Below are 18,704 nucleotides of genomic sequence, written 5' to 3'. Positions count from 1 at the left end.
GTCAGGTGGCCCGGCCATTCAAGCCCCCTCAGCCCGAGAGTTCGGGTTGCAAGGGCATTGCCGACAGCGATTGTTCGCCGATCCGCAGCAAGCGCCACAGCGTGGCCCCGACCGCAGCCAGATCGCAAGCGTCAATCGTCCGGGTCACGTCGGCAGCAACCTTCGCGATGGACACCAGCCCCAGCTGATCGGATATGGCGATCAGGGATCTGGCGCTTTTGCGCAGCTCGCCCCAGTGTTCCTGTTGCCAAAGACGTTCGCACTGCGCGAGGCGCGCGGCCACCTCTTCGACAGTGCGACTGACAACACGGTCCGCCAAATGCGACTCTAGCTGGCCATAAAGTCCATCCAGCCGACCGGGATCCACCCGGGCCATTTCATACTGTACAAGTTCATATACTTTCGCCAACGTCGGTCCCCTGACCCCAAGACGCCCCCGGCCTTGGACCAACTTGCACCAGGTCTCGTTGTCAAAAGGTTGAGTGCTCGTGCTTTAATACCTTAAAATTGGTAATAATCTGCGCTATCTGCCAGTCTAGTCAGTCATCAGGAAGGGCCAGCCGTGGAATTCGCGAAACCTTTGCCAAGCTATCTCGTCCAGCGCTATCATGGATGGAAGGCAACCACCTATTCCGAGAACCGCACATGGTATCGCCGCCTGGCGACCGAGGGCCAGCGCCCCCGCGCCATGGTGATTTCCTGCTGCGACAGCCGGGTGCATGTCACCTCGATCTTCGGGGCAGACCAAGGCGAATTCTTTATTCACCGCAACATCGCCAACCTCGTGCCACCCTATGAACCCGACGGCGATCACCACGGCACCAGCGCTGCCGTGGAATACGCGGTGACGGTGCTGAAAGTCGCGCATCTGATCGTTCTGGGCCATTCACAATGCGGTGGCGTTCAGGGCTGCGCCGACATGTGCAAGGGCAAAGCGCCTCAGCTAGAGGTCAAGGAGAGTTTTGTCGGTCGCTGGATGGACATCCTGCGCCCCAAATACGATCTGGTTGCTGATATTGCGGAAGAAACCGAGCAATTGCGCCAGTTGGAACGCCACGCCGTCGTCGCCTCGCTCGAAAACCTGATGACGTTCCCCTTTGTCCGCGAAGCCGTGGACGACAACAGCCTGAGCCTGCACGGGCTGTGGACCGACATTGGCGAAGGCGGCTTGCAGTGTTTTGATCCGGAGACCGGCAAGTTCGACGTGGTCTGACGGCCCGTTATTTCGGCGGCCCGCTACTTCGGAGCGGTAGCGGGCGGCACGGATTTCGGCATCCGCCGCCCCTGCCGCACCGACCAGGGATCAGAGCCGGTCACTTCCTTGAGGTCGAACTCGAATCCGGCATCCGCCTGCGATATTTCCCTGATCATGAATTCGCGCAATACAGCGCCCGGCGTTTCGTCACGTTCAGCACACAGCAGCCAAAACCGCTGGGCAAGGAAGGCGGGACACTTGAAATGTAGTTCTTCCATGATGCCTCGGTGCTGTGGAAACCATGTCCGGGCGACTGTGACTCGCAGAAGTGAATCCGACCTTAACGGAAATGCAAAAGGGCGCTCGCAGCGCCCTTCCACATCAGGAGTCAGGGTGTGTCATTCGCTGGGACGCGCGGTTCCAATCACAACACAGTTACCCAGATCCGCATCTTTGGACTGATTGCAGACGGCCAGCGCGGCTTTGATCGCCTCTTCCTTGGTCGCGGCGTTGTTCGACACGCCCGCCTTTATCTGCCGCGCGTTTGGATCGCCGCAGGAGGTTGGCGTCTTGCTTGTCGGGATGGCGAAAGCGGCGTTGGAATTTGTCACTGCGGCCCATTTCTTGAGCTCGTCGACAGTCACGTCGCACAGGCCCGGCATCTTGGTCAGGATGCGCGGTTTTTCCTGTGCAGCTGCGGCATGTGCGGAAAATGCAGTGGCCAGGGCGAAAGTTGCAATAGTCAAATATTTCATGGGAACCCCCTTGTGAAATGGCGGCACCCACGGCGCGGATTGGCAGCCCGCCCCTTGGGTGCCTGAATTTCGTTATACACCGATCAAAATATTCGCCAAAACGGAATCGCGGCGGCCATTGCCTGACCGCCGCGTGTCGGCGCATCCACGCCGGTTAAGTCGACCTTCCGGAAGGTCCGGAAAACTCAGCCCTTCTTCAGAACCCGCTGGCCCAGCAGCTCGGCGATCTGGACGGCGTTCAGGGCCGCGCCCTTCCGCAGGTTATCGCTGACGCACCACAGGTTCAGCCCGTTGTCGATGGTGCTGTCCTGCCTGATTCGGCTGATGAAAGTGGCGAAATCGCCTACGCATTCCACCGGCGTCACGTAGCCGCCGTCTTCACGCTTGTCGATCACCATGATCCCGGGCGATTCCCGCAGGATGTCGCGGGCTTCGTCCTCGTCCAGGAAATCCTCGGTTTCGATGTTCACCGCTTCGGAGTGGCCGACGAACACAGGCACCCGCACGCAGGTGGCCGTGACCTTGATCGACGACCCGAGGATCTTCTTGGTCTCGGCGACCATCTTCCATTCTTCCTTGGTCGAGCCGTCTTCCATGAAGACGTCGATGTGCGGAATCACATTGAAGGCGATCTGCTTCGTGAATTTCTTGGCCGGCTTGTCGTCGGTGGGGTTATAAACCGCCTTGGTCTGGTCCCACAGTTCGTCCATGCCGTCCTTGCCCGCGCCCGACACCGATTGATAGGTGCTGACCACGACGCGTTTGATTTTCGCGCGGTCGTGCAAGGGCTTCAGCGCCACGACCATTTGCGCGGTCGAGCAGTTGGGGTTGGCGATGATGTTCTTCTTGGAATAGCCCTCGATCGCATCGGCGTTACATTCCGGCACGATCAGCGGAACGTCGGGGTCGTAGCGATAGAGCGAGCTGTTGTCGATCACGACGCAGCCGGCCGCCGCGGCGATGGGGGCGTATTTCTTGGTCGCGTCCGAACCGATGGCGAACAGCGCGATGTCCCAGCCGGTGAAATCGAAGGTATCGAGATCCTTGGTGGTCAGGGTCTTGTCGCCAAAGCTCACCTCGGTTCCCAGCGACCTGCGGCTGGCGAGAGCGGTGATTTCATCCACCGGAAACTGGCGCTCGGCCAGGATGTTCAGCATTTCGCGACCCACGTTCCCCGTGGCCCCCGCGACGACGACACGATAACCCATGTAAGTTTCTCCAATTCTGCCGGATCTGACCGGCAGCGGGTACTTATAGGCAGTTGCGCGCGGAATAAAGGGGCTAATCCAGACTGTCCTTGCTGAACAGGTAAATCAGGGCCCCGGCCAGCAGCGTCACGGTAAAAAAGCCGAACAGCACGATATAGGGATAGGTCGGCGGGCCGCTGGCGGCAGCTGCATGGTGGATCGGCCCCGAGGCCATCTGAACCACCCCCACCCCGCCGATGCCAAACAGGTTCATCAGCGTCACACCGCGCCCCACCAGATGCGGAGGAAAGAACGCCCGCCCATGGGCGATGATCACCGGGAATGACGCGCCAAGGAACCCGGTCAGCGCGATCAGTGTGATCGACAGCCAGGGCGAGGTGTCGATGAACACCATCAGCGCCGCCAGCGCGATGCAGGTGCCGATGTTGCCGCCAAAGATCAGCCATTTGCGGGTGCCCAGCCAGCGATCCAGCGGCCCATAGGCAAAGGTGCCAAGGATCATCGCCGTGCCCATCACCAGCGTTGCGGTGCCAACGTCGTTGATCCCAAGGCCAAAGACATCGCCAAGATACGGGCCGATCCATAGCCCGCGCAGCGCCGCCGTGGGCGCATAGTTCACCAGCATCATCGGCAGGATCGCCCACATCACCGGCATCTTCAGCAGCGTCAGCACCGATCCGGTTTCGCCCTGCCCGTTGGCTTTGGGGTCGCGCACCGTCAGGAAGATGCCCAGCGCCACCATGGCCGAGGCCGCCGACAGCGCCCAGAGGCTGGCGCGCCAACCGATCGTCTCGGCCGCCAGCGCCATCGGGTAGGACGCGACAAGATTCCCCGCCGACCCGGCCCCAAGCATCAGCGCGGCCAGCGTGGCAAAGCGCGCGGCCGGAAACTCGCGCGCGAAAATATAGTAAGACGCCATCAGCACCGGCGAACAGCCGACCCCGATCAGCAGCATCGCCAGTTTCACATGCAGCGCCGTGGTGGCCACGGCAAACAGCGCCGCGCCGCCGCCGCCGCCCACCAGCAGGATCGCCGCCGCCGTGCGCCGTGGCCCGACCCGGTCCAGCAGCCAGCCCACGGGCAGCTGCATCAGCGAAAACGACAGGAACCAGAACCCCGAAGCGGTTGCCAGATCTTCCGGCGTCATCGCCAGATCGCGCTCCAGAATGCCGGTCAGCACCGCCAGAAAGGCGCGAAAGAACTGGCTTAGCACATAAGCCAGGCACAACAGGATCATCCCGGCTTGCACTGTGGTCCCTCCTCCCAAAGGTTGCGCCACTGGTGGCATGGCCCTGCGACAGGCGCAAGATGCAGCGTCTATGTCAGAGCGCACACCAACCTGTGTTTCCGTGCGGCGACAAGCGGTGCTAGGCTTTGCCCATGAACACGCGCGATTTCTATGATGCCCTGCCCCGGCTGACGGCCTTTGACGATCTGATCGAGGGTGGCAGCTATACACCCCTGCCCGACGACTGGTCGGTCGGGGTGGCCGACATTGTCGGATCGACACAGGAAATCGCGCGGGGCGGGTACAAGACGGTGAACATGGTCGGGGCTGCCGTGATCTCGGCCCAGATCAACACCATCGGACCGGCGCCGTTTCCCTATGTGTTTGGCGGCGACGGCGCGGGGTTTGCCTGCCCGCCGCATCTGGCGGCACAGGCAGCTGGCGCCCTGGCGGCGGTGCGGACCTGGGCGCAAGAGGAATTCGGCCTGACCCTGCGCACCGCGATCCTGCCGGTGCGGGATATCCGCGCTGCCGGGTTCGACGTGACGGTGGCGCGGTACCAGGCCTCGCCCGACGTGGATTACGCGATGTTCGCGGGCGGCGGCATCACCTGGGCCGAAACGCAGATGAAGGCCGGGCGGCTGGATCTGCCCGCCGCGCCGCCCGGTGCGCGCCCCGATCTGAACGGGCTCAGCTGTCGCTGGTCACATATGCCGGCCCGCAACGGGTCGATCGTGTCACTCGTGATCCTGCCGGTGCCCGGTGCCCCACCCGCAGAGTTCGCCCGCGTGGCCGAGAGGGTGCTGGGCATCGTCCATCACCTTGACCGCGACGGCCACCCGGTGCCGGAACAGGGCGCGGGCGTGCGCTGGCCCACCAAGGGGCTGGAACAAGAGGCCCGCGCGCTGCGCGATGGCGGGCCGCTGTGGTTGCGCCGGATCAAGCTGCTTGGGGAAACGCTGTTTGCCTGGGCCGTGCTGCGCAGCGGGGTGCGGCTGGGCAATTTCGACCCGGCCCAGTATCGCCGTGCGGTGGGGCGTAACGCCGATTTCCGCAAGTTCGACGACGGGCTCAAGATGACGCTGGATTGCGATGCCGCCACACTGGCGCAGCTGCGCGCCACGCTGTCAGAGGCCCGCGCAGAGGGGACCATCGATTTCGGCCTGTTCGAACAGGACGAGGCGATGATGACCTGCATCGTGCCATCCGTGTCGCGCGACGATCATGTGCATTTCATCGACGGAGCCTCGGGCGGCTATGCCCGCGCGGCGGCGATGATCGGCCCGCGTGCACACAGGCCCGATCAGGCAAAGCTGCCCTGACAGAACCACCCCGACGACATTTCCGCCCCATGCCCATAGAACAGCCACAGCCGGTCGCCCCGGTCGGTGGTGACCACCCAGTAATCGCGCACGCCGCTGCGCCATTCGGGATCGTCCAGCCACCATTCCGGCGCGATGCGTTCCGGCCCCTGCGCGCCGCGCACCGCCCAGGCGCGCCCGCGCCAGCGGAACTCTTGGGGCAGCGCGGGGAAATCGGGGGCCTGCACCACCTCGGGGCGCCACAGCAGCAGCGGGCGCGGGTTGCGCGGCGCAGGCCAATCGCGCGCGGGGTCCGACCATGCGGCGGCCAGCACCTGCGCCGCTTTTTCCGGGATATGCCCCGCGCCCGGATGGCGGCGGGTGATCGCCTCAAGCCCGACGCGCGCGCCCAGCCGGGCGATCAGATCATCCAGCTCGGTGTTCGCCGCCAGCCGGTCGCGCACCGCCTGCCCCGCGCCAAGGTGCCCCACCACGGCGCGGTCGTGGATCGGCTCGGTCTGGACCGCCTCGATGCGCAACAGATCCAGCCCGAACCCGGCGTCGATCTGGTCCAGTTTCATCTCGATCAGCGGGCGGATGCGGTCGGGGTCGTGGCTGGGCCGGGCCAGCCCCACCACCACCACCTCGGCACGCTGATCGGTCCGAAACGCCTCGATCCGCAGGGTGCGCGCGCCGCGCCCCTTCTCGGCCAGCCGGGCACAAAGCCGGGGCAGGATGCGATCCACCGCCGCCAGCATGTCGTCCAGCAGGCCGATCGGCTCGGGAAAGCTCATCCGGGCGGCAAAGAGATCGGGCAGCCGCGCGGGCGAGACCGGTTCCGGCGCCTGGCCCATCGCCTGGTCCAGCCGGTCGACCAGCCCGCGCCCATAGCGCCGCGCCAGCGCCGCGCGCGGCTGGCCCAGCAGATCGCCGATGCGGCGCAGCCCCAGCCGCCCCAGCTGCGCCACCACGTCGCCCTCAAGCCGCAGCGCCGCCACCGGCAGGGGCGCCAGCGCGCCATAGGTCTGCCCCGGCGCGGCAATGCGCGCGGTGGCCCCGCCCGGAGTTGCCACCAGCTGCGGCGCGGCACCGCCCTTTGTCCAGTGCCGCCGCTTGCCCGCCCGCGCCCGGGTGGCGCGCGCCTCTTGATCAATCGCATCGCCGCTGCGGTCAGACACGGCCCCCTGTCCGGCAAACCGCGCCAGCGCCCAGGCCGCGCCCAGCGTGTCGGCGATGCCCGCCTGAACCGTCAGCCCCAGGTCGGCGCAATCCGCCTCGACCACGGCCAGCAGCTCGGCCTCGCCGCCGAACAGATGCGCGCAGCCGGTCAGGTCGATCACCAGCCCGTCGGGCCGTTCATCCGCGACCCAGGGGCTGAACTTGCCCGCCCAGCGCCGCAGCGCCGCCAGGAACGCCGCCTCGGCCGGGGTGTTGCGCGCCTTGGTGCGCAGGTGGGCGCAGATGGCATGGGCATCGCGCACCGGCTGGCCCACGCGCACCCCCGCCGCCAGCGCCGCCCCGTTCACGGAACTCACGCTCTGGCTGTTGGCGCGTTCGTCCACCACGGCCAGCGGTTCATCCCCGGCAAGCCGATGGGCACGCTGCACGCGCTCGGCCCCCAGCCGGGGAAACCAAAGGGAAAGGATACGTCGGTTCGGCATGGCTCTGATGGCAGTCAGACAGCGATATATGTTCTTGTTATGTTCTAGCGCACCGAGTCGTCAATTCCCGTCGCTTTCGTTTCACGGATCGCCGTGGATAACGGTTGAAATGCCCGCCGCTTTAGGAAAGTGTCCCCGCAACCGCCAAAGCAGGAGAAAAATGCCATGCGCACCAAAGCCGCCGTTGCCCTGGAGGCCGGAAAACCGCTTGAAATCATGGAAGTCGAGCTTGAAGGCCCCAAGGCCGGAGAGGTTCTGGTAGAAATCAAGGCGACCGGCCTCTGCCACACCGATGAATTCACCCGCTCGGGCGACGATCCCGAAGGGCTGTTTCCGTCGATCCTGGGCCACGAGGGCGCGGGCATCGTGCTGGAAGTGGGCGAAGGCGTCACCACGCTGAAGCCGGGCGATCACGTGATCCCGCTGTACACGCCGGAATGCCGCGAATGCCCGTCCTGCCGCTCGGGCAAGACGAACCTGTGCACCGCGATCCGCGGCACGCAGGGGCAGGGCCTGATGCCCGACGGCACCACCCGGTTCAAGATGCTGGATGGCACGCCGATCTATCACTACATGGGCTGCTCGACCTTCGCGAACCACACGGTGATGCCGGAAATCGCGCTGGCCAAGGTGCGCGACGACGCGCCCTTCGACAAGATCTGCTATATCGGCTGCGGCGTCACAACCGGCATCGGCGCGGTGATCAACACCGCAGGCGTTGAAATCGGGTCCACCGCAGCCGTCTTTGGCTTGGGCGGGATCGGCCTGAACGTGATCCAGGGCCTGCGCATGGCGGGTGCCGACATGATCATCGGCGTCGACCTGAACGACGACAAAGCCGAGATGGCGAAAAAATTCGGCATGACCCACTTCGTGAACCCGTCCAAGGTCGACAACACGGTGCAGGCCATCGTGGACCTGACCAAGAAGGGCGACGACCAGATCGGCGGCGTGGATTACTCGTTCGACGCCACCGGCAACGTCAAGGTGATGCGCGATGCGCTGGAATGTTCGCACCGGGGCTGGGGCGTGTCGGTCATCATCGGCGTGGCACCCGCCGGGGCCGAGATCAGCACCCGCCCGTTCCAGCTGGTCACCGGCCGCGTCTGGAAAGGCACCGCCTTCGGGGGCGCCAAGGGCCGGACGGACGTGCCCAAGTTCGTCGACTGGTACATGGACGGCAAGATCGAGATCGACCCGATGATCACCCACAAGCTGAAGCTTGAGGACATCAACGAAGGGTTCGAGCTGATGCACGCGGGCAAATCCATCCGCGCCGTCGTGGAATACTAAGCCTCTGACGGCACTGGCCCGGCGGAACCCGCCGGGCCAACAGGCGTTTGTCTGCCAATCAAAGGAGACAGTCGCCCATGCATCTATCCCAGGATACCACCGAACGCCTTGCCCCCATCGCCTTTGCCGCTGGTGTGGTCGTCGCCGGCGCCGCCATGTGGCGCGCCAAGCCTTCGGCCTTCGACATGCCCGAACCCGCGCCCATCCACGACGATCACGCGCCCGGCCGCCTTGCCCGTTTTGCCCGCGGCTCGCGCGACCGCATCGCCCGCGTTGCCCCCGGAAACCTTGCCGTTGCCGTGGGCCGCTCGCTGGTGATTTCGGGCGCAGCGCTGCTGATCGTGCGGCTGTTCGACGAACTCTCGGCCCGCAGGTAACCCCGGTCGTTATGCCGTTGAACCCCATCGGCAACGCCCCTAGGGTCGGCGCAACCGCCAGCCCAAGGGAGAGATTTCCATGACCATCCGGTTTTCCGACGACAGCCCCGCCAAACCCGAAGACGGCGCCGCCGGCAAGGTCGATCAGCTGTTCTTCAAATCGCGCAACGTGATCATCACGGGCGAAATCAACGACAAGCTGGCCCAGCGCGCGACCACGCAGCTGCTGGCCTTGGCCGAGGAAAGCGACGACCCGATCAACCTCTTCATCTCGTCCCCCGGCGGGCACGTCGAATCCGGCGATATGGTGCATGACGTGATCGGCTTCATCCGCCCCAAGGTGCGCACCATCGGCTCGGGCTGGGTCGCAAGCGCCGGCGCGCTGATTTTCGTCGGCGCGGCCAAGGAAAACCGCTATTGCCTGCCCAACACCCGCTTCCTGCTGCACCAGCCCTCGGGCGGAATCCGCGGCCAGGTCAGCGACCTGATGATCCAGGCCGAACAGATCCGCATCATGTCGGAACGCTTCCACGCGCTGTTCGCCAAGGCCACCGGCCAGACCCCGGAAAAGATCGCCGAAGATACCCGCCGCGATTTCTGGCTGAAAACCCAGGAAGCTGTCGATTATGGTCTGGTGGGCAAGATCATCTCTTCCGTCGATGAACTGGCCTGAGCCATGGCCGATGACCGCAGGCACCTCGCCGTCCTGATCGACGCGGATAATATCTCGGCCCGCTACGCCGAGGCCATGTTCGAGGAGATCACCTCGTTGGGCGAGGCCAGCCTGCGGCGGATCTACGGCGACTTCTCGGGCGGCGCGCCGCAGGGCTGGTCCAAGGACAAGCTGGCCGCGCTCGCCATCGTGCCGCACCAGCAGTTCGCCAATACCACCGGCAAGAACGCCAGCGATATCACGCTGGTGATCGACGCGATGGATTGCCTGCACTCGGGCCGCTTCGACGGCTTCGTGCTGATCTCGTCCGACAGCGATTTCACGCGCCTTGCCAGCCGCATCCGCGAACAGGGCGTCGATGTTTTCGGCATGGGCATGCGCAAGACGCCCGCCGCCTTCGTCAAGGCCTGCAAACGATTCATCTACGTCGAAAACCTCGTGTCCGAGACGGCCAAGAAAACCCGACCCGAGGCTCCCAAACCCGCCGAACCCGCCGAACACCCGACCCAACTGGAAGACCCGACCAAGCTGGTGATCCGCGCGATGGACGCGATCGAGCAGGAAGACGAATGGTTCACTCTTGGCCAGATCGGCCAGTACATCAGCGCCGCCAACCCCGATTTCGATACACGCAGCTACGGCAAGAAGAAACTCAGCGATCTGGTGATGGAACTCAAACTGTTCGAAACCCGCCGCGGCGACGGCAACCAGCTGCAAATCCGGCGGCTTGACTGACCAAAACCCAATCCTTCTTTGGGGTCAAATATCCCGGGGGAGCCCGCGCAGCGGACGGGGGCAGCGCCCCCCCCCCCGAGCCTCACACGCCATACCGCGCCAAGAACGTCTCGACCGCCTCACGCACGACCAGTTCCACCTCATCCTGCGCAAAGCTGCGGCGGATGCCGAAAATCGCCTGCGTCCACAGCCGTGCCTTGCACAGCTCGGTGAACTGCTCGGCGGCCAGCGTCACATCGTCGATCTGCAACTCGCCCCGTTTCACTGCGCAGGACATATACTCTTCCAGCCGTCTGCGCCCGTTTTCCGGCCCCGCCGCGTAAAACGCCCGGCCCAGCTCGGGGAAACGGTCGCTCTCGGCCAGGCAGATGCGAAACACCTGCTGCGCAAAATCCGACAACAGAAACGGCACGATCTGGCCGGCGGCCGTCATCAGCACTGCACGAGGTCCCGCATCCACTTCGATCAAATCCAACGTGCGCGAGGCCAGATGCTGGCATTCAGTGGTCGCCACCTCGATGAACAGCAGCCGCTTGTCAGGGAAATAGCTATACAGCGTCGCCTTCGACACCCCTGCCACGCGGGCAATGTCATCAACGCTGGCGCCCTCGTATCCATCGGCCATAAAGACCTCGCGTGCGCCCGCCAGAACCTGATCGAACTTGCGCCCCTTGCGCACCAATGTTGCCGTTTCGCTCATCAACCTGTCCCTGTTCCGCACCAACATAAACCGTTCGGTTCAGATTCGACAACGCGCCAGCCAGCGACGGGGTTGCAAAAGCCATAGCACACCTTATTAATTGGAATTATTCTAACTAAAATAAATATCCCCATGCTCCCCAGCCGCAAACGCTTTGACGATCTGACCGAACGCGAAATCGTCGCCCTCGCCATCTCGTCCGAAGAAGACGACGCCCGCATCTATCGCAGTTACGCCGAACGGCTGCGCGACGATTTTCCCGCCACAGCTGCCATTTTCGAAGGCATGGCCGCCGAAGAAGACGAGCACCGCGCGCGCCTGTTCGAGCTGCACCGCAGTCGCTGGGGCGACACGGTTCCCCTGATCCGCCGCGAACATGTGGCCGGCTATTACAACCGCCGCCCGGTCTGGCTGATCGAAAACCTTGGCGTGGACCGCATCCGCGACGAAGCCCGCGCCATGGAGCATCAGGCCGAAGCCTTCTACCTCTCGGCCGCCTCCCGCACCAGCGATGCCGCAACCCGCAAACTGCTGGGCGATCTCGCCGCCGCCGAAGCCGGGCACCAACACCGCGCCGCCGACCTGACCCGCGAACACCTGAGCGACGACAGTCGGGACGAAGAGGCGGCCACCGAACGCCGCCAGTTCATCCTGACATGGGTGCAGCCGGGGCTAGCCGGGCTGATGGATGGCTCGGTCTCGACGCTCGCACCGATCTTTGCCACCGCCTTCGCCACGCACGACCCCTGGACCACACTGCTGGTAGGGCTCGCCGCCTCGGTCGGGGCCGGCATCTCGATGGGCTTCACCGAGGCCGCCTCCGACGATGGCGCGCTCTCGGGGCGCGGCTCGCCCATGAAACGCGGCATCGCCTCGGGGGTGATGACAACCGTGGGCGGGTTGGGTCACGCCCTGCCCTACCTGATCCCCGATTTCTGGACCGCGACGGTGATCGCCTTCATCGTGGTCTTTGCCGAACTCTGGGCCATCGCATGGATCCAGAACCGCTACATGGAAACGCCCTTCTTCCGCGCCGCACTGCAGGTGGTGCTGGGCGGCGCGCTGGTTCTGGCGGCAGGCATCCTGATCGGCAGCGGCTAGGGCACGCCCTGTCTTGCCCTTGGCAGGCGCGCAGGCTACCAGCGATTCATGGTCGAGATTTTCCTGCGCACGCTGCCGTTCTTCGTCATCATCGGACTGGGCTTCTGGGCCGGGCGCACCCGCTTTTTCACGCAGGAAGCCACGGCCTACCTGACCAAATTCGTGTTCTTCTTCCCGCTATCGGCGATGCTGTTCCGCTTTGCCGCCAACCTCGATTTTGCCGAAGTTTTCAACGGCCGCCTGATCGCGGGCTACCTCTGGGGCACGGCCTTCGTCTACGGAATCGCCACGGCGGTCGGCTTCTTCCGCAAGCTCGACGTGCCCACCGCCGCGATCGAGGCGCAATGCGCCGTGATCGGCAATGTCGGCTTCCTTGGCCTGCCGATGTTCGTATTGTTGTTCGGGGAAGCCTCGATTGGCCCGATGATGATGGTCCTCGCCACCGATCTCATCGTGTTCTCTAGCCTGATCGTGATCCTGATCAACGCCGCCCGCGACGGCAGGATGAGTCCGGCGATCCTGAAAACCATCGGCCTCGGCCTGCTGCGCAACCCGATGATCGTGGCCATCACGTCGGGGCTGCTCTGGTCGGGGTTCGACCTGCCCACACCCGAGGTGCTGAACGATTTCCTCACGATCCTCGGCGGCGCCGCCACCCCGGGCGCGCTGTTTGCCATCGGCGCTTCTCTGGCGGGCAAATCGGCGGAACGCATTCAGGTCGCGGGTTGGCTGACCTTCTGCAAACTGGTACTGCACCCGATCTTTGTCGCCATCGGCGTGATGCTCCTGTTCCCGATCGACCCGTTCTTGGTCATCGTCGTCGTCTCGGCCGCCGCCATGCCCGTCGCCGGCAACGTCTTCATGCTGGCACAACACTATGGCGTCGCCCCGCAACGCGTCTCGGCCGCGATCCTGGTCTCGACGGCACTTTCCATCCTCACCGTGCCCATCGCCATCGCCTGGGTCTCGGGCTGACCCACATTTCACCATTGCAAAAATACTCCCGCCGGAGGCGTCCCGCCCTTTACGCCCGCGCATCGTCCCGCTAGCCAAGACCCAAAGCAGCCAAGGAGACGCATCATGAAAACCGTATCGGAAAACGCCTGCTTCGGCGGCACACAGGGCGTCTATTCCCACGCCTCCACAGCCTGCAACTGCGACATGACCTTCGGCCTGTTCCTCCCCCCCGAGGCCGCCGATGGCCCGGTGCCGGTGCTTTGGTATCTCTCGGGCCTGACCTGCACCCACGAAAACGCCATGACCAAAGCCGGGGCACAGGCCTGGGCCGCCGAACACGGCATCGCGCTTGTCTTCCCCGACACCAGCCCCCGCGGCGATGACGTGGCCGACGACGACGCCTATGATCTGGGCAAAGGCGCCGGGTTCTACGTGAACGCCACGCAGGAACCATGGTCCGCCCACTACCAGATGTGGGACTATATCGCCGAGGAACTTCCCAACCTGCTCGCCGAACATTTCCCCATCGACGCCGAACGTCAGGCCATCACCGGCCACTCCATGGGCGGCCACGGTGCACTGACGTTGGCTATGTCGTTGCCGGGTCGATTCCGCTCGGTCTCGGCCTTTGCACCGATCTCCAACCCCACCGGATCGGACTGGGGCCGCAAACAGCTGACAGCCTACCTGGGCGAGGACGAAACCAAATGGGCGGCACATGACGCCAGCCTGCTGATGCGTGACAAGGGCTTCGACGGACCAATTCTGGTCGACACCGGCACCACCGATCAATTCATCGATCTGCTGCGCCCCGAGGCATTGGCCGCGGCCATCGCCGAAAAGCGCCAGCAGGCAACGCTCCGCCTGCAGCCGGGCTACGACCACAGCTATTTCTTCGTGTCGTCTTTCATGGAAGATCACGTGGCCTTCCACGCCGCCGCGCTCTGGGCGTGACCCGGGCATGACGCGCATCTTCGTCGATGCCGACGCCTGCCCCGTCCGCGCCGAGGCCGAGCGCGTGGCGACCCGCCACCGCATCCCTCTGGTGGTGGTGTCGAACGGCGGCATCCGCCCCTCCCCGAACCCGCTGGTGGAAACGATGATCGTTTCGGCGGGTGCCGACGAAGCCGACAAATGGATCGCAGACGCCTGCGGGCCTGCGGATGTTGTCATTACCGCCGATATCCCGCTGGCCGCACGCTGTGTCGAACAGGGCGCGCGTGTGCTGCGCCATAACGGCGAGGCGTTCAACGAAATGAACATCGGCCAGCAGCTGGCAATGCGCGATCTGATGGCAGACATGCGCGCCGCCAACCCGCTGGGCCAGGGCGGCGGCGGCAAGCCCTTTACAAAGGCAGATCGCTCCCGTTTTCTGGACGCGCTCGAACGCGAAGTCCGGGCGGCACATCGGACATGAGGCGGGCAAGTTTCCCCGAAACTTGCATCAAAAATCTTGCAAAGATTTTTACGCGTGGAGAGGCAAGTGTGACATGACTCCTGAAGCGGTGGTTTTCGATATCGGCAACGTGCTGATCGAATGGCAGCCCGAGCGGTTCTACGATTCCCGCATCGGGGTTGATCGCCGCCGCGCCATGTTCGCCGAGGTCGATTTGCATGGCATGAACGACCGCGTCGATCTGGGAGGAAACTTTCGCGGCACGATCTACGACATGGCCGAGGCCACCCCGGCCTGGCGCGATGAAATCCGCATGTGGCACGACCACTGGATCGAGATGGCAAGCCCGGTCATCGACCATTCGGTGCGGCTGATGCGGGCGCTGCAGGCGCGCGGCGTGCCGGTGTTTTCGCTGACGAATTTCGGCATCGGCAGCTATGACCATGCCGCCACCTTCTACCCATTCCTGCGCGAATTCGACCGCGATTTCATCTCGGGGCATATGGGCGTGATCAAGCCCGACCCCGAAATCTATCGCCGCCTGGAAGAGACCAGCGGCATTGCGCCAGATGCGCTGCTGTTCACCGACGACCGGGCCGACAATATTGCCATGGCCGCCAGCCGTGGCTGGCAAACCCATCTGTTCGAAGGTCCGCGGGGCTGGGCCGACCGGCTGATAGAGGCCGGATTACTGACCAAGGAAGACGCCGCATGAGTGACATCACCATCATCCCCTTTGCCGAGGGCGAAGCCCGGCTGGACTGGATCGGCCTGACCGAGGCGCTGGCGGCGGGCCATGCCCTGCCCAAGGCCGAGATTGCGGACACCTTCCTGTACCGCGATCCCGATACGTTGCTGTCGCGGTCGGCCTGGATCGACGGCATGGGGCTGGCCGTCAAAAGCGCGACCGTGTTCCCCGGCAACCCGGATGCTGGCAAGCCGATGGTCAACGGGTCGGTCAGCCTGTTCTCCGACATGGACGGCACGCTGGAGGCGCTCGTTGATTTCCACCTTGTCACCAAGTGGAAAACAGCCGGTGACAGCCTGTTGGGGGCGCTGCGGCTGGCCGATCCCGACAGCCGCAACATCCTGATCGTGGGCGCGGGCACCGTGGGCCGCTCGCTCTGCGAGGCCTTCGGCGCCGGGTTCCCGAATGCGCAACAGACCCTGTGGAATCGCACCAAGTCCAAGGCCGAGGCCCTCGCCGCAACGCTGGATGGCGTCTCGGTTGCCGACGATCTCGAGGCGGCGGTGCGCGCTGCAGACATCATCGTCTCGGCCACCATGGCGACCCAGCCGGTGATCCGTGGCGAATGGCTGCGCCCCGGTCAGCACCTGAACCTGATCGGCGCCTACCGTCCCGACATGCGCGAAACCGACGATACCGCCCTGCAACGGGCGCGAATCTTCGTCGACAGCTACGACACCACCGTCGACCACATCGGCGAGATCAAGATCCCGATTGCCGAAGGCGCGATCACCCGCGACGATCTGGTCGCCGATTTCTACGCATTGGACAGCTTTGCACGCACCGGCGCCGATGACATCACGCTGTTCAAGAACGGCGGCGGCGCCCATCTGGATCTGATGACCAGCCGCTATATCCTGGATCGCTGGAACAGCCCGGCCTGATTGCCGGGCCCTTGCCTCAGGCCGCGCCCAGCACCGGCTTGGGGCCCCGGTCTTCACGGATCGGCAGGTGGACAATGGCGCTGAAGGCACCGATGCCCACGCCGATCCACCAGACCATGGTGTAATCACCATAAAGGTCATACATCCGCCCGCCCAGCCAGACGCCAAGGAAGCTGCCCAGCTGGTGGCTGAGGAAGACGAACCCATAGAGCGTACCCATGTAGCGCAGCCCATACAGATGCGCGACAAGCCCCGAGGTCAGCGGCACCGTCGCCAGCCAGAGCGATCCCATCACCGCCGAGAACACCAGCACCGACACCGGGGTGATCGGCAGCAGGATGAACACGGCGGCCGCGATGGTGCGGCCTGTGTAGATCGCCGCCAGCAGGTATTTCTTGGAATAGCGGTTGCCCAGCCAGCCCGCCAGCAGCGTGCCCGCCACATTCGCCGCCCCGATCAGCGACAGCGACACCGCGCCCAGCGCCGAAGTCGTGGTGATCCCGATATTGTGCAGGATACCGCCTGCAAGGATCGGGCCGCACATTTCGGTCACCATTGCGGGGAAATGCGCGGTGACAAAGGCCAGCTGATAGCCGCAGGAAAAGAACCCCATGAAAATCATCGCGTAAGACGGATCGCGGAAGGCGCGCATCACGATGGTGCCCATGCTTTCTTCAAGCTCGGGGCGTGAAATCGGCGTTGGCGCCCGCATGAACGGCAACAGCAGGATCGAGGCGACCATGATCGCCGCAAACACCAGAAACACGGATTGCCAAGTCAGAAAGCCCAGCATCCACTCTGCCATCGGCGCGCCAAAAATCTGCCCGGCGCTGCCCGCGGCGGAAACGATCGCCAGCGACATCGAGCGGTTTTCGTCGCTCGCCGCGCGGCCCACCACCGCAAGGATCACGCCAAACCCGGTGCCTGCCACGCCAAAGCCAACAAGCCAGGCGTAAGTCTGATGCGCCAGCGGAGTCGTGGAATAGGCCGACAACACCAGCCCCAGCGCATAGACCACCGCGCCGATCAGGATCGCCTTCCGGTCGCCGATCTTCTCCGCCACGGCGCCGAAAATCGGCTGCCCGATGCCCCAGGCCAGGTTCTGGATGGCGATGGCCAGGGAAAATTCGCTCCGCAGCCAGTTGAATTCCTCGGCAATCGGAATCTGGAACACGCCAAAGGACGATCGCACCGCAAAGCTGATCACGATGATCAGACAGCCGGTGATCAGCACGGGCGTAAAGATGGACGGCGACTTGGGCATGACGTGGACTCCGGTCAGGAAATTTGACCTAATTCCCATCTGCGGCCGGCGTCAATTCAGGAGTTTTGACGGCACCCATCAAAATATCTTATCCATCGCGGAAAATCGTGCCCACACCAGCACTTTCCTTTGCGACTTCTGCGGGCTATCGCTGGACCATGAGTGAACTTGCCACCCTGTATGACCAGCGCATCGCCCAGGGAAAGCTGACCCGCGATCCCGCCCAGCTGGCGGTGCTGGAGGAATTCGACCGTATCCACGCGGGCCTTGATCAGCCGGTGAAGCGCGGGTTTTTCCGCCGTTCGACGCCGGAGCCGGTGAAAGGGCTGTACCTGTGGGGCGGGGTCGGGCGCGGCAAATCCATGCTGATGGACCTGTTTGTCGAAAGCCTGTCGGACGTGGCCGTGCGGCGCGTGCATTTCCACGCCTTCATGCAGGAAATCCACGCCGGGATGCACGCCGCGCGCAAGGCCAATACGCAGGATGCGCTGGCCCCCGTGGTGCAGGCGCTGGTGCAAGATTTGCGCATACTGGCGTTTGACGAAATGCAGATCACCGACATCACTGATGCAATGATCGTCGGCCGCCTGTTCGAGGCACTGTTCGAGGCCGGCGTGACGGTGGTAACCACCTCGAACCGTCCACCCGAGGATTTGTACAAGAACGGGTTGAACCGACAGCTGTTCCTGCCCTTCATCGACCTGATCAACAACCGTATGGCCGTGCGCGAACTGGCCAGCGACACCGACCACCGCCAGAACCGGCTGTCGGGCTCGCAGGTCTATTTCACCCCGATCGGCCCGCAAAGCCGCGCCGATATCGACGCGGTGTGGGACGATCTGGCCGGCGGTGCCGATACGCCGCTGGTGCTGACGGTGAACAAGCGCGAGGTGACCCTGCCCCGCTATCGCAACGGCGTGGCCCGGGCGAAATTCTACGACCTTTGCGGCAAACCGCTTGGCCCGGCCGATTTCCTGGCGATTGCCGATGCCCTGCGCGTCCTGGTGCTAGAGGATATTCCGCGCCTGTCGCGGTCGAACTTCAACGAAGCCAAGCGCTTTGTGACCTTGGTCGACGCGCTTTACGAGGCGCGCGTGCGCCTGATCGCCTCGGCGGCGGCGGAACCCGAAATGCTGTATGTCGAAGGCGAAGGCACCTTCGAATTTGAACGCACCGCCTCGCGCCTGCGCGAAATGCAGGACAAGGATTGGGGCACAACAGACTAAGC

Annotated in this window: 21 protein-coding genes; 13 read left to right on the top strand and 8 right to left on the bottom strand. The window is 64.2% G+C overall.

The features are described from left to right. Positions 1-28: 28 nt before the first annotated feature. A complete protein-coding gene (locus FGK64_RS13610) occupies positions 29-409 on the bottom strand; it encodes a hypothetical protein (protein WP_342773954.1) in 381 nt (126 codons plus the stop codon). Between the two features lie 153 nt (positions 410-562). Between FGK64_RS13610 and FGK64_RS13605 the strand changes: the two genes are divergently transcribed. Continuing rightward, positions 563-1,213: a carbonic anhydrase gene (locus tag FGK64_RS13605; RefSeq protein ID WP_138864389.1), complete on the top strand. Its 651-nt coding sequence runs from the start codon at positions 563-565 to the stop codon at positions 1,211-1,213. Between the two features lie 23 nt (positions 1,214-1,236). Here FGK64_RS13605 and FGK64_RS13600 read toward each other — a convergent pair whose 3' ends face one another. From FGK64_RS13600 to FGK64_RS13585, 4 genes are all read right to left on the bottom strand, one after another. Then, the gene (locus FGK64_RS13600; RefSeq protein ID WP_138864388.1) at positions 1,237-1,473 is read right to left on the bottom strand and encodes a hypothetical protein; all 237 of its coding nucleotides are present in this window, start codon (positions 1,471-1,473) and stop codon (positions 1,237-1,239) included. A 120-nt stretch (positions 1,474-1,593) separates the two neighbouring features. Beyond that, positions 1,594-1,950: a hypothetical protein gene (locus tag FGK64_RS13595; protein WP_138864387.1), complete on the bottom strand. Its 357-nt coding sequence runs from the start codon at positions 1,948-1,950 to the stop codon at positions 1,594-1,596. 185 nt (positions 1,951-2,135) lie between these two features. Next, a complete protein-coding gene (locus FGK64_RS13590) occupies positions 2,136-3,158 on the bottom strand; it encodes an aspartate-semialdehyde dehydrogenase (protein ID WP_138864386.1) in 1,023 nt (340 codons plus the stop codon). Positions 3,159-3,231: 73 nt separating this feature from the next. Then, entirely contained in the window at positions 3,232-4,407 is a 1,176-nt protein-coding gene (locus tag FGK64_RS13585) for an MFS transporter (protein ID WP_138864385.1), read from the bottom strand. 131 nt (positions 4,408-4,538) lie between these two features. Between FGK64_RS13585 and FGK64_RS13580 the strand changes: the two genes are divergently transcribed. After that, positions 4,539-5,708 (top strand): DUF3095 domain-containing protein, encoded by a 1,170-nt coding sequence (locus FGK64_RS13580; protein WP_138864384.1) that lies wholly within the window; start codon positions 4,539-4,541, stop codon positions 5,706-5,708. On the opposite strand, the gene FGK64_RS13575 is transcribed toward FGK64_RS13580, so the two are convergent. After that, complete coding sequence (locus FGK64_RS13575; RefSeq protein WP_138864383.1) at positions 5,690-7,348, bottom strand: Y-family DNA polymerase; 1,659 nt, start codon at positions 7,346-7,348, stop codon at positions 5,690-5,692. The genes FGK64_RS13580 and FGK64_RS13575 overlap by 19 nt on opposite strands. 165 nt (positions 7,349-7,513) lie before the next feature. Between FGK64_RS13575 and FGK64_RS13570 the strand changes: the two genes are divergently transcribed. The 4 genes from FGK64_RS13570 to FGK64_RS13555 all read left to right on the top strand — a co-directional run bounded on the left by FGK64_RS13570 (position 7,514) and on the right by FGK64_RS13555 (position 10,426). Next, complete coding sequence (locus FGK64_RS13570; RefSeq protein ID WP_138864382.1) at positions 7,514-8,641, top strand: S-(hydroxymethyl)glutathione dehydrogenase/class III alcohol dehydrogenase; 1,128 nt, start codon at positions 7,514-7,516, stop codon at positions 8,639-8,641. A gap of 77 nt (positions 8,642-8,718) precedes the next feature. After that, complete coding sequence (locus FGK64_RS13565) at positions 8,719-9,018, top strand: hypothetical protein (RefSeq protein WP_138864381.1); 300 nt, start codon at positions 8,719-8,721, stop codon at positions 9,016-9,018. Between the two features lie 79 nt (positions 9,019-9,097). Then, a complete protein-coding gene (locus FGK64_RS13560) occupies positions 9,098-9,691 on the top strand; it encodes an ATP-dependent Clp protease proteolytic subunit (RefSeq protein WP_138864380.1) in 594 nt (197 codons plus the stop codon). Between the two features lie 3 nt (positions 9,692-9,694). After that, a complete protein-coding gene (locus tag FGK64_RS13555) occupies positions 9,695-10,426 on the top strand; it encodes an NYN domain-containing protein (protein ID WP_138864379.1) in 732 nt (243 codons plus the stop codon). Positions 10,427-10,508: 82 nt separating this feature from the next. On the opposite strand, the gene FGK64_RS13550 is transcribed toward FGK64_RS13555, so the two are convergent. Continuing rightward, a complete protein-coding gene (locus FGK64_RS13550) occupies positions 10,509-11,126 on the bottom strand; it encodes a TetR/AcrR family transcriptional regulator (RefSeq protein ID WP_138864378.1) in 618 nt (205 codons plus the stop codon). A gap of 132 nt (positions 11,127-11,258) precedes the next feature. Here FGK64_RS13550 and mbfA point away from each other — a divergent pair, with 132 nt between their 5' ends. The 6 genes from mbfA to FGK64_RS13520 all read left to right on the top strand — a co-directional run bounded on the left by mbfA (position 11,259) and on the right by FGK64_RS13520 (position 16,212). Continuing rightward, entirely contained in the window at positions 11,259-12,227 is a 969-nt protein-coding gene (gene mbfA / locus FGK64_RS13545) for an iron exporter MbfA (RefSeq protein ID WP_138864377.1), read from the top strand. A 48-nt stretch (positions 12,228-12,275) separates the two neighbouring features. Continuing rightward, positions 12,276-13,202, top strand: coding sequence for an AEC family transporter (locus FGK64_RS13540; protein ID WP_138864376.1), 927 nt, complete (start codon positions 12,276-12,278; stop codon positions 13,200-13,202). A 105-nt stretch (positions 13,203-13,307) separates the two neighbouring features. Then, positions 13,308-14,138 carry an S-formylglutathione hydrolase gene (gene fghA / locus FGK64_RS13535; protein ID WP_138864375.1) on the top strand — a complete coding sequence of 277 codons (831 nt, stop codon included), beginning with the start codon at positions 13,308-13,310 and terminating at the stop codon, positions 14,136-14,138. 7 nt (positions 14,139-14,145) lie between these two features. Next, on the top strand, positions 14,146-14,601 hold the full coding sequence (locus FGK64_RS13530) for a YaiI/YqxD family protein (RefSeq protein ID WP_138864374.1): 456 nt from the start codon (positions 14,146-14,148) through the stop codon (positions 14,599-14,601). 73 nt (positions 14,602-14,674) lie between these two features. After that, positions 14,675-15,295 carry an HAD family hydrolase gene (locus FGK64_RS13525; RefSeq protein WP_138864373.1) on the top strand — a complete coding sequence of 207 codons (621 nt, stop codon included), beginning with the start codon at positions 14,675-14,677 and terminating at the stop codon, positions 15,293-15,295. Further along, positions 15,292-16,212, top strand: a complete 921-nt coding sequence (locus FGK64_RS13520) for an ornithine cyclodeaminase family protein (protein WP_138864372.1) — start codon at positions 15,292-15,294, stop codon at positions 16,210-16,212. The genes FGK64_RS13525 and FGK64_RS13520 overlap by 4 nt, the downstream gene beginning before the upstream one ends. Before the next feature lie 16 nt (positions 16,213-16,228). On the opposite strand, the gene FGK64_RS13515 is transcribed toward FGK64_RS13520, so the two are convergent. Further along, positions 16,229-17,476 carry an MFS transporter gene (locus tag FGK64_RS13515; protein ID WP_138864371.1) on the bottom strand — a complete coding sequence of 416 codons (1,248 nt, stop codon included), beginning with the start codon at positions 17,474-17,476 and terminating at the stop codon, positions 16,229-16,231. 158 nt (positions 17,477-17,634) lie between these two features. Here FGK64_RS13515 and zapE point away from each other — a divergent pair, with 158 nt between their 5' ends. Then, complete coding sequence (zapE, locus tag FGK64_RS13510) at positions 17,635-18,702, top strand: cell division protein ZapE (protein WP_138864370.1); 1,068 nt, start codon at positions 17,635-17,637, stop codon at positions 18,700-18,702. Positions 18,703-18,704 lie beyond the last annotated feature (2 nt).

The sequence above is a fragment of the Arenibacterium halophilum genome, from assembly GCF_005938225.1.
Taxonomy (GTDB): Bacteria; Pseudomonadota; Alphaproteobacteria; order Rhodobacterales; family Rhodobacteraceae; genus Arenibacterium; species Arenibacterium halophilum.
Note: the sequence above shows the minus strand (reverse complement) of the source record. Positions and strands in the feature narration are given on the sequence as shown.

Excerpts from the sequence above, each read along its gene's own strand:
- FGK64_RS13580 (WP_138864384.1), top strand. The coding sequence starts at position 4,539 with ATGAACACGCGCGATTTCTATGATGCCCTGCCCCGGCTGACGGCCTTT.
- FGK64_RS13555 (WP_138864379.1), top strand. The coding sequence starts at position 9,695 with ATGGCCGATGACCGCAGGCACCTCGCCGTCCTGATCGACGCGGATAAT.
- FGK64_RS13530 (WP_138864374.1), top strand. The coding sequence starts at position 14,146 with ATGACGCGCATCTTCGTCGATGCCGACGCCTGCCCCGTCCGCGCCGAG.
- FGK64_RS13550 (WP_138864378.1), bottom strand. The coding sequence starts at position 11,126 with ATGAGCGAAACGGCAACATTGGTGCGCAAGGGGCGCAAGTTCGATCAG.
- FGK64_RS13540 (WP_138864376.1), top strand. The coding sequence starts at position 12,276 with ATGGTCGAGATTTTCCTGCGCACGCTGCCGTTCTTCGTCATCATCGGA.
- mbfA (WP_138864377.1), top strand. The coding sequence starts at position 11,259 with ATGCTCCCCAGCCGCAAACGCTTTGACGATCTGACCGAACGCGAAATC.
- FGK64_RS13595 (WP_138864387.1), bottom strand. The coding sequence starts at position 1,950 with ATGAAATATTTGACTATTGCAACTTTCGCCCTGGCCACTGCATTTTCC.
- FGK64_RS13525 (WP_138864373.1), top strand. The coding sequence starts at position 14,675 with ATGACTCCTGAAGCGGTGGTTTTCGATATCGGCAACGTGCTGATCGAA.
- FGK64_RS13600 (WP_138864388.1), bottom strand. The coding sequence starts at position 1,473 with ATGGAAGAACTACATTTCAAGTGTCCCGCCTTCCTTGCCCAGCGGTTT.
- FGK64_RS13570 (WP_138864382.1), top strand. The coding sequence starts at position 7,514 with ATGCGCACCAAAGCCGCCGTTGCCCTGGAGGCCGGAAAACCGCTTGAA.
- FGK64_RS13520 (WP_138864372.1), top strand. The coding sequence starts at position 15,292 with ATGAGTGACATCACCATCATCCCCTTTGCCGAGGGCGAAGCCCGGCTG.
- FGK64_RS13515 (WP_138864371.1), bottom strand. The coding sequence starts at position 17,476 with ATGCCCAAGTCGCCGTCCATCTTTACGCCCGTGCTGATCACCGGCTGT.
- FGK64_RS13575 (WP_138864383.1), bottom strand. The coding sequence starts at position 7,348 with ATGCCGAACCGACGTATCCTTTCCCTTTGGTTTCCCCGGCTGGGGGCC.
- FGK64_RS13590 (WP_138864386.1), bottom strand. The coding sequence starts at position 3,158 with ATGGGTTATCGTGTCGTCGTCGCGGGGGCCACGGGGAACGTGGGTCGC.
- FGK64_RS13560 (WP_138864380.1), top strand. The coding sequence starts at position 9,098 with ATGACCATCCGGTTTTCCGACGACAGCCCCGCCAAACCCGAAGACGGC.
- fghA (WP_138864375.1), top strand. The coding sequence starts at position 13,308 with ATGAAAACCGTATCGGAAAACGCCTGCTTCGGCGGCACACAGGGCGTC.
- zapE (WP_138864370.1), top strand. The coding sequence starts at position 17,635 with ATGAGTGAACTTGCCACCCTGTATGACCAGCGCATCGCCCAGGGAAAG.
- FGK64_RS13565 (WP_138864381.1), top strand. The coding sequence starts at position 8,719 with ATGCATCTATCCCAGGATACCACCGAACGCCTTGCCCCCATCGCCTTT.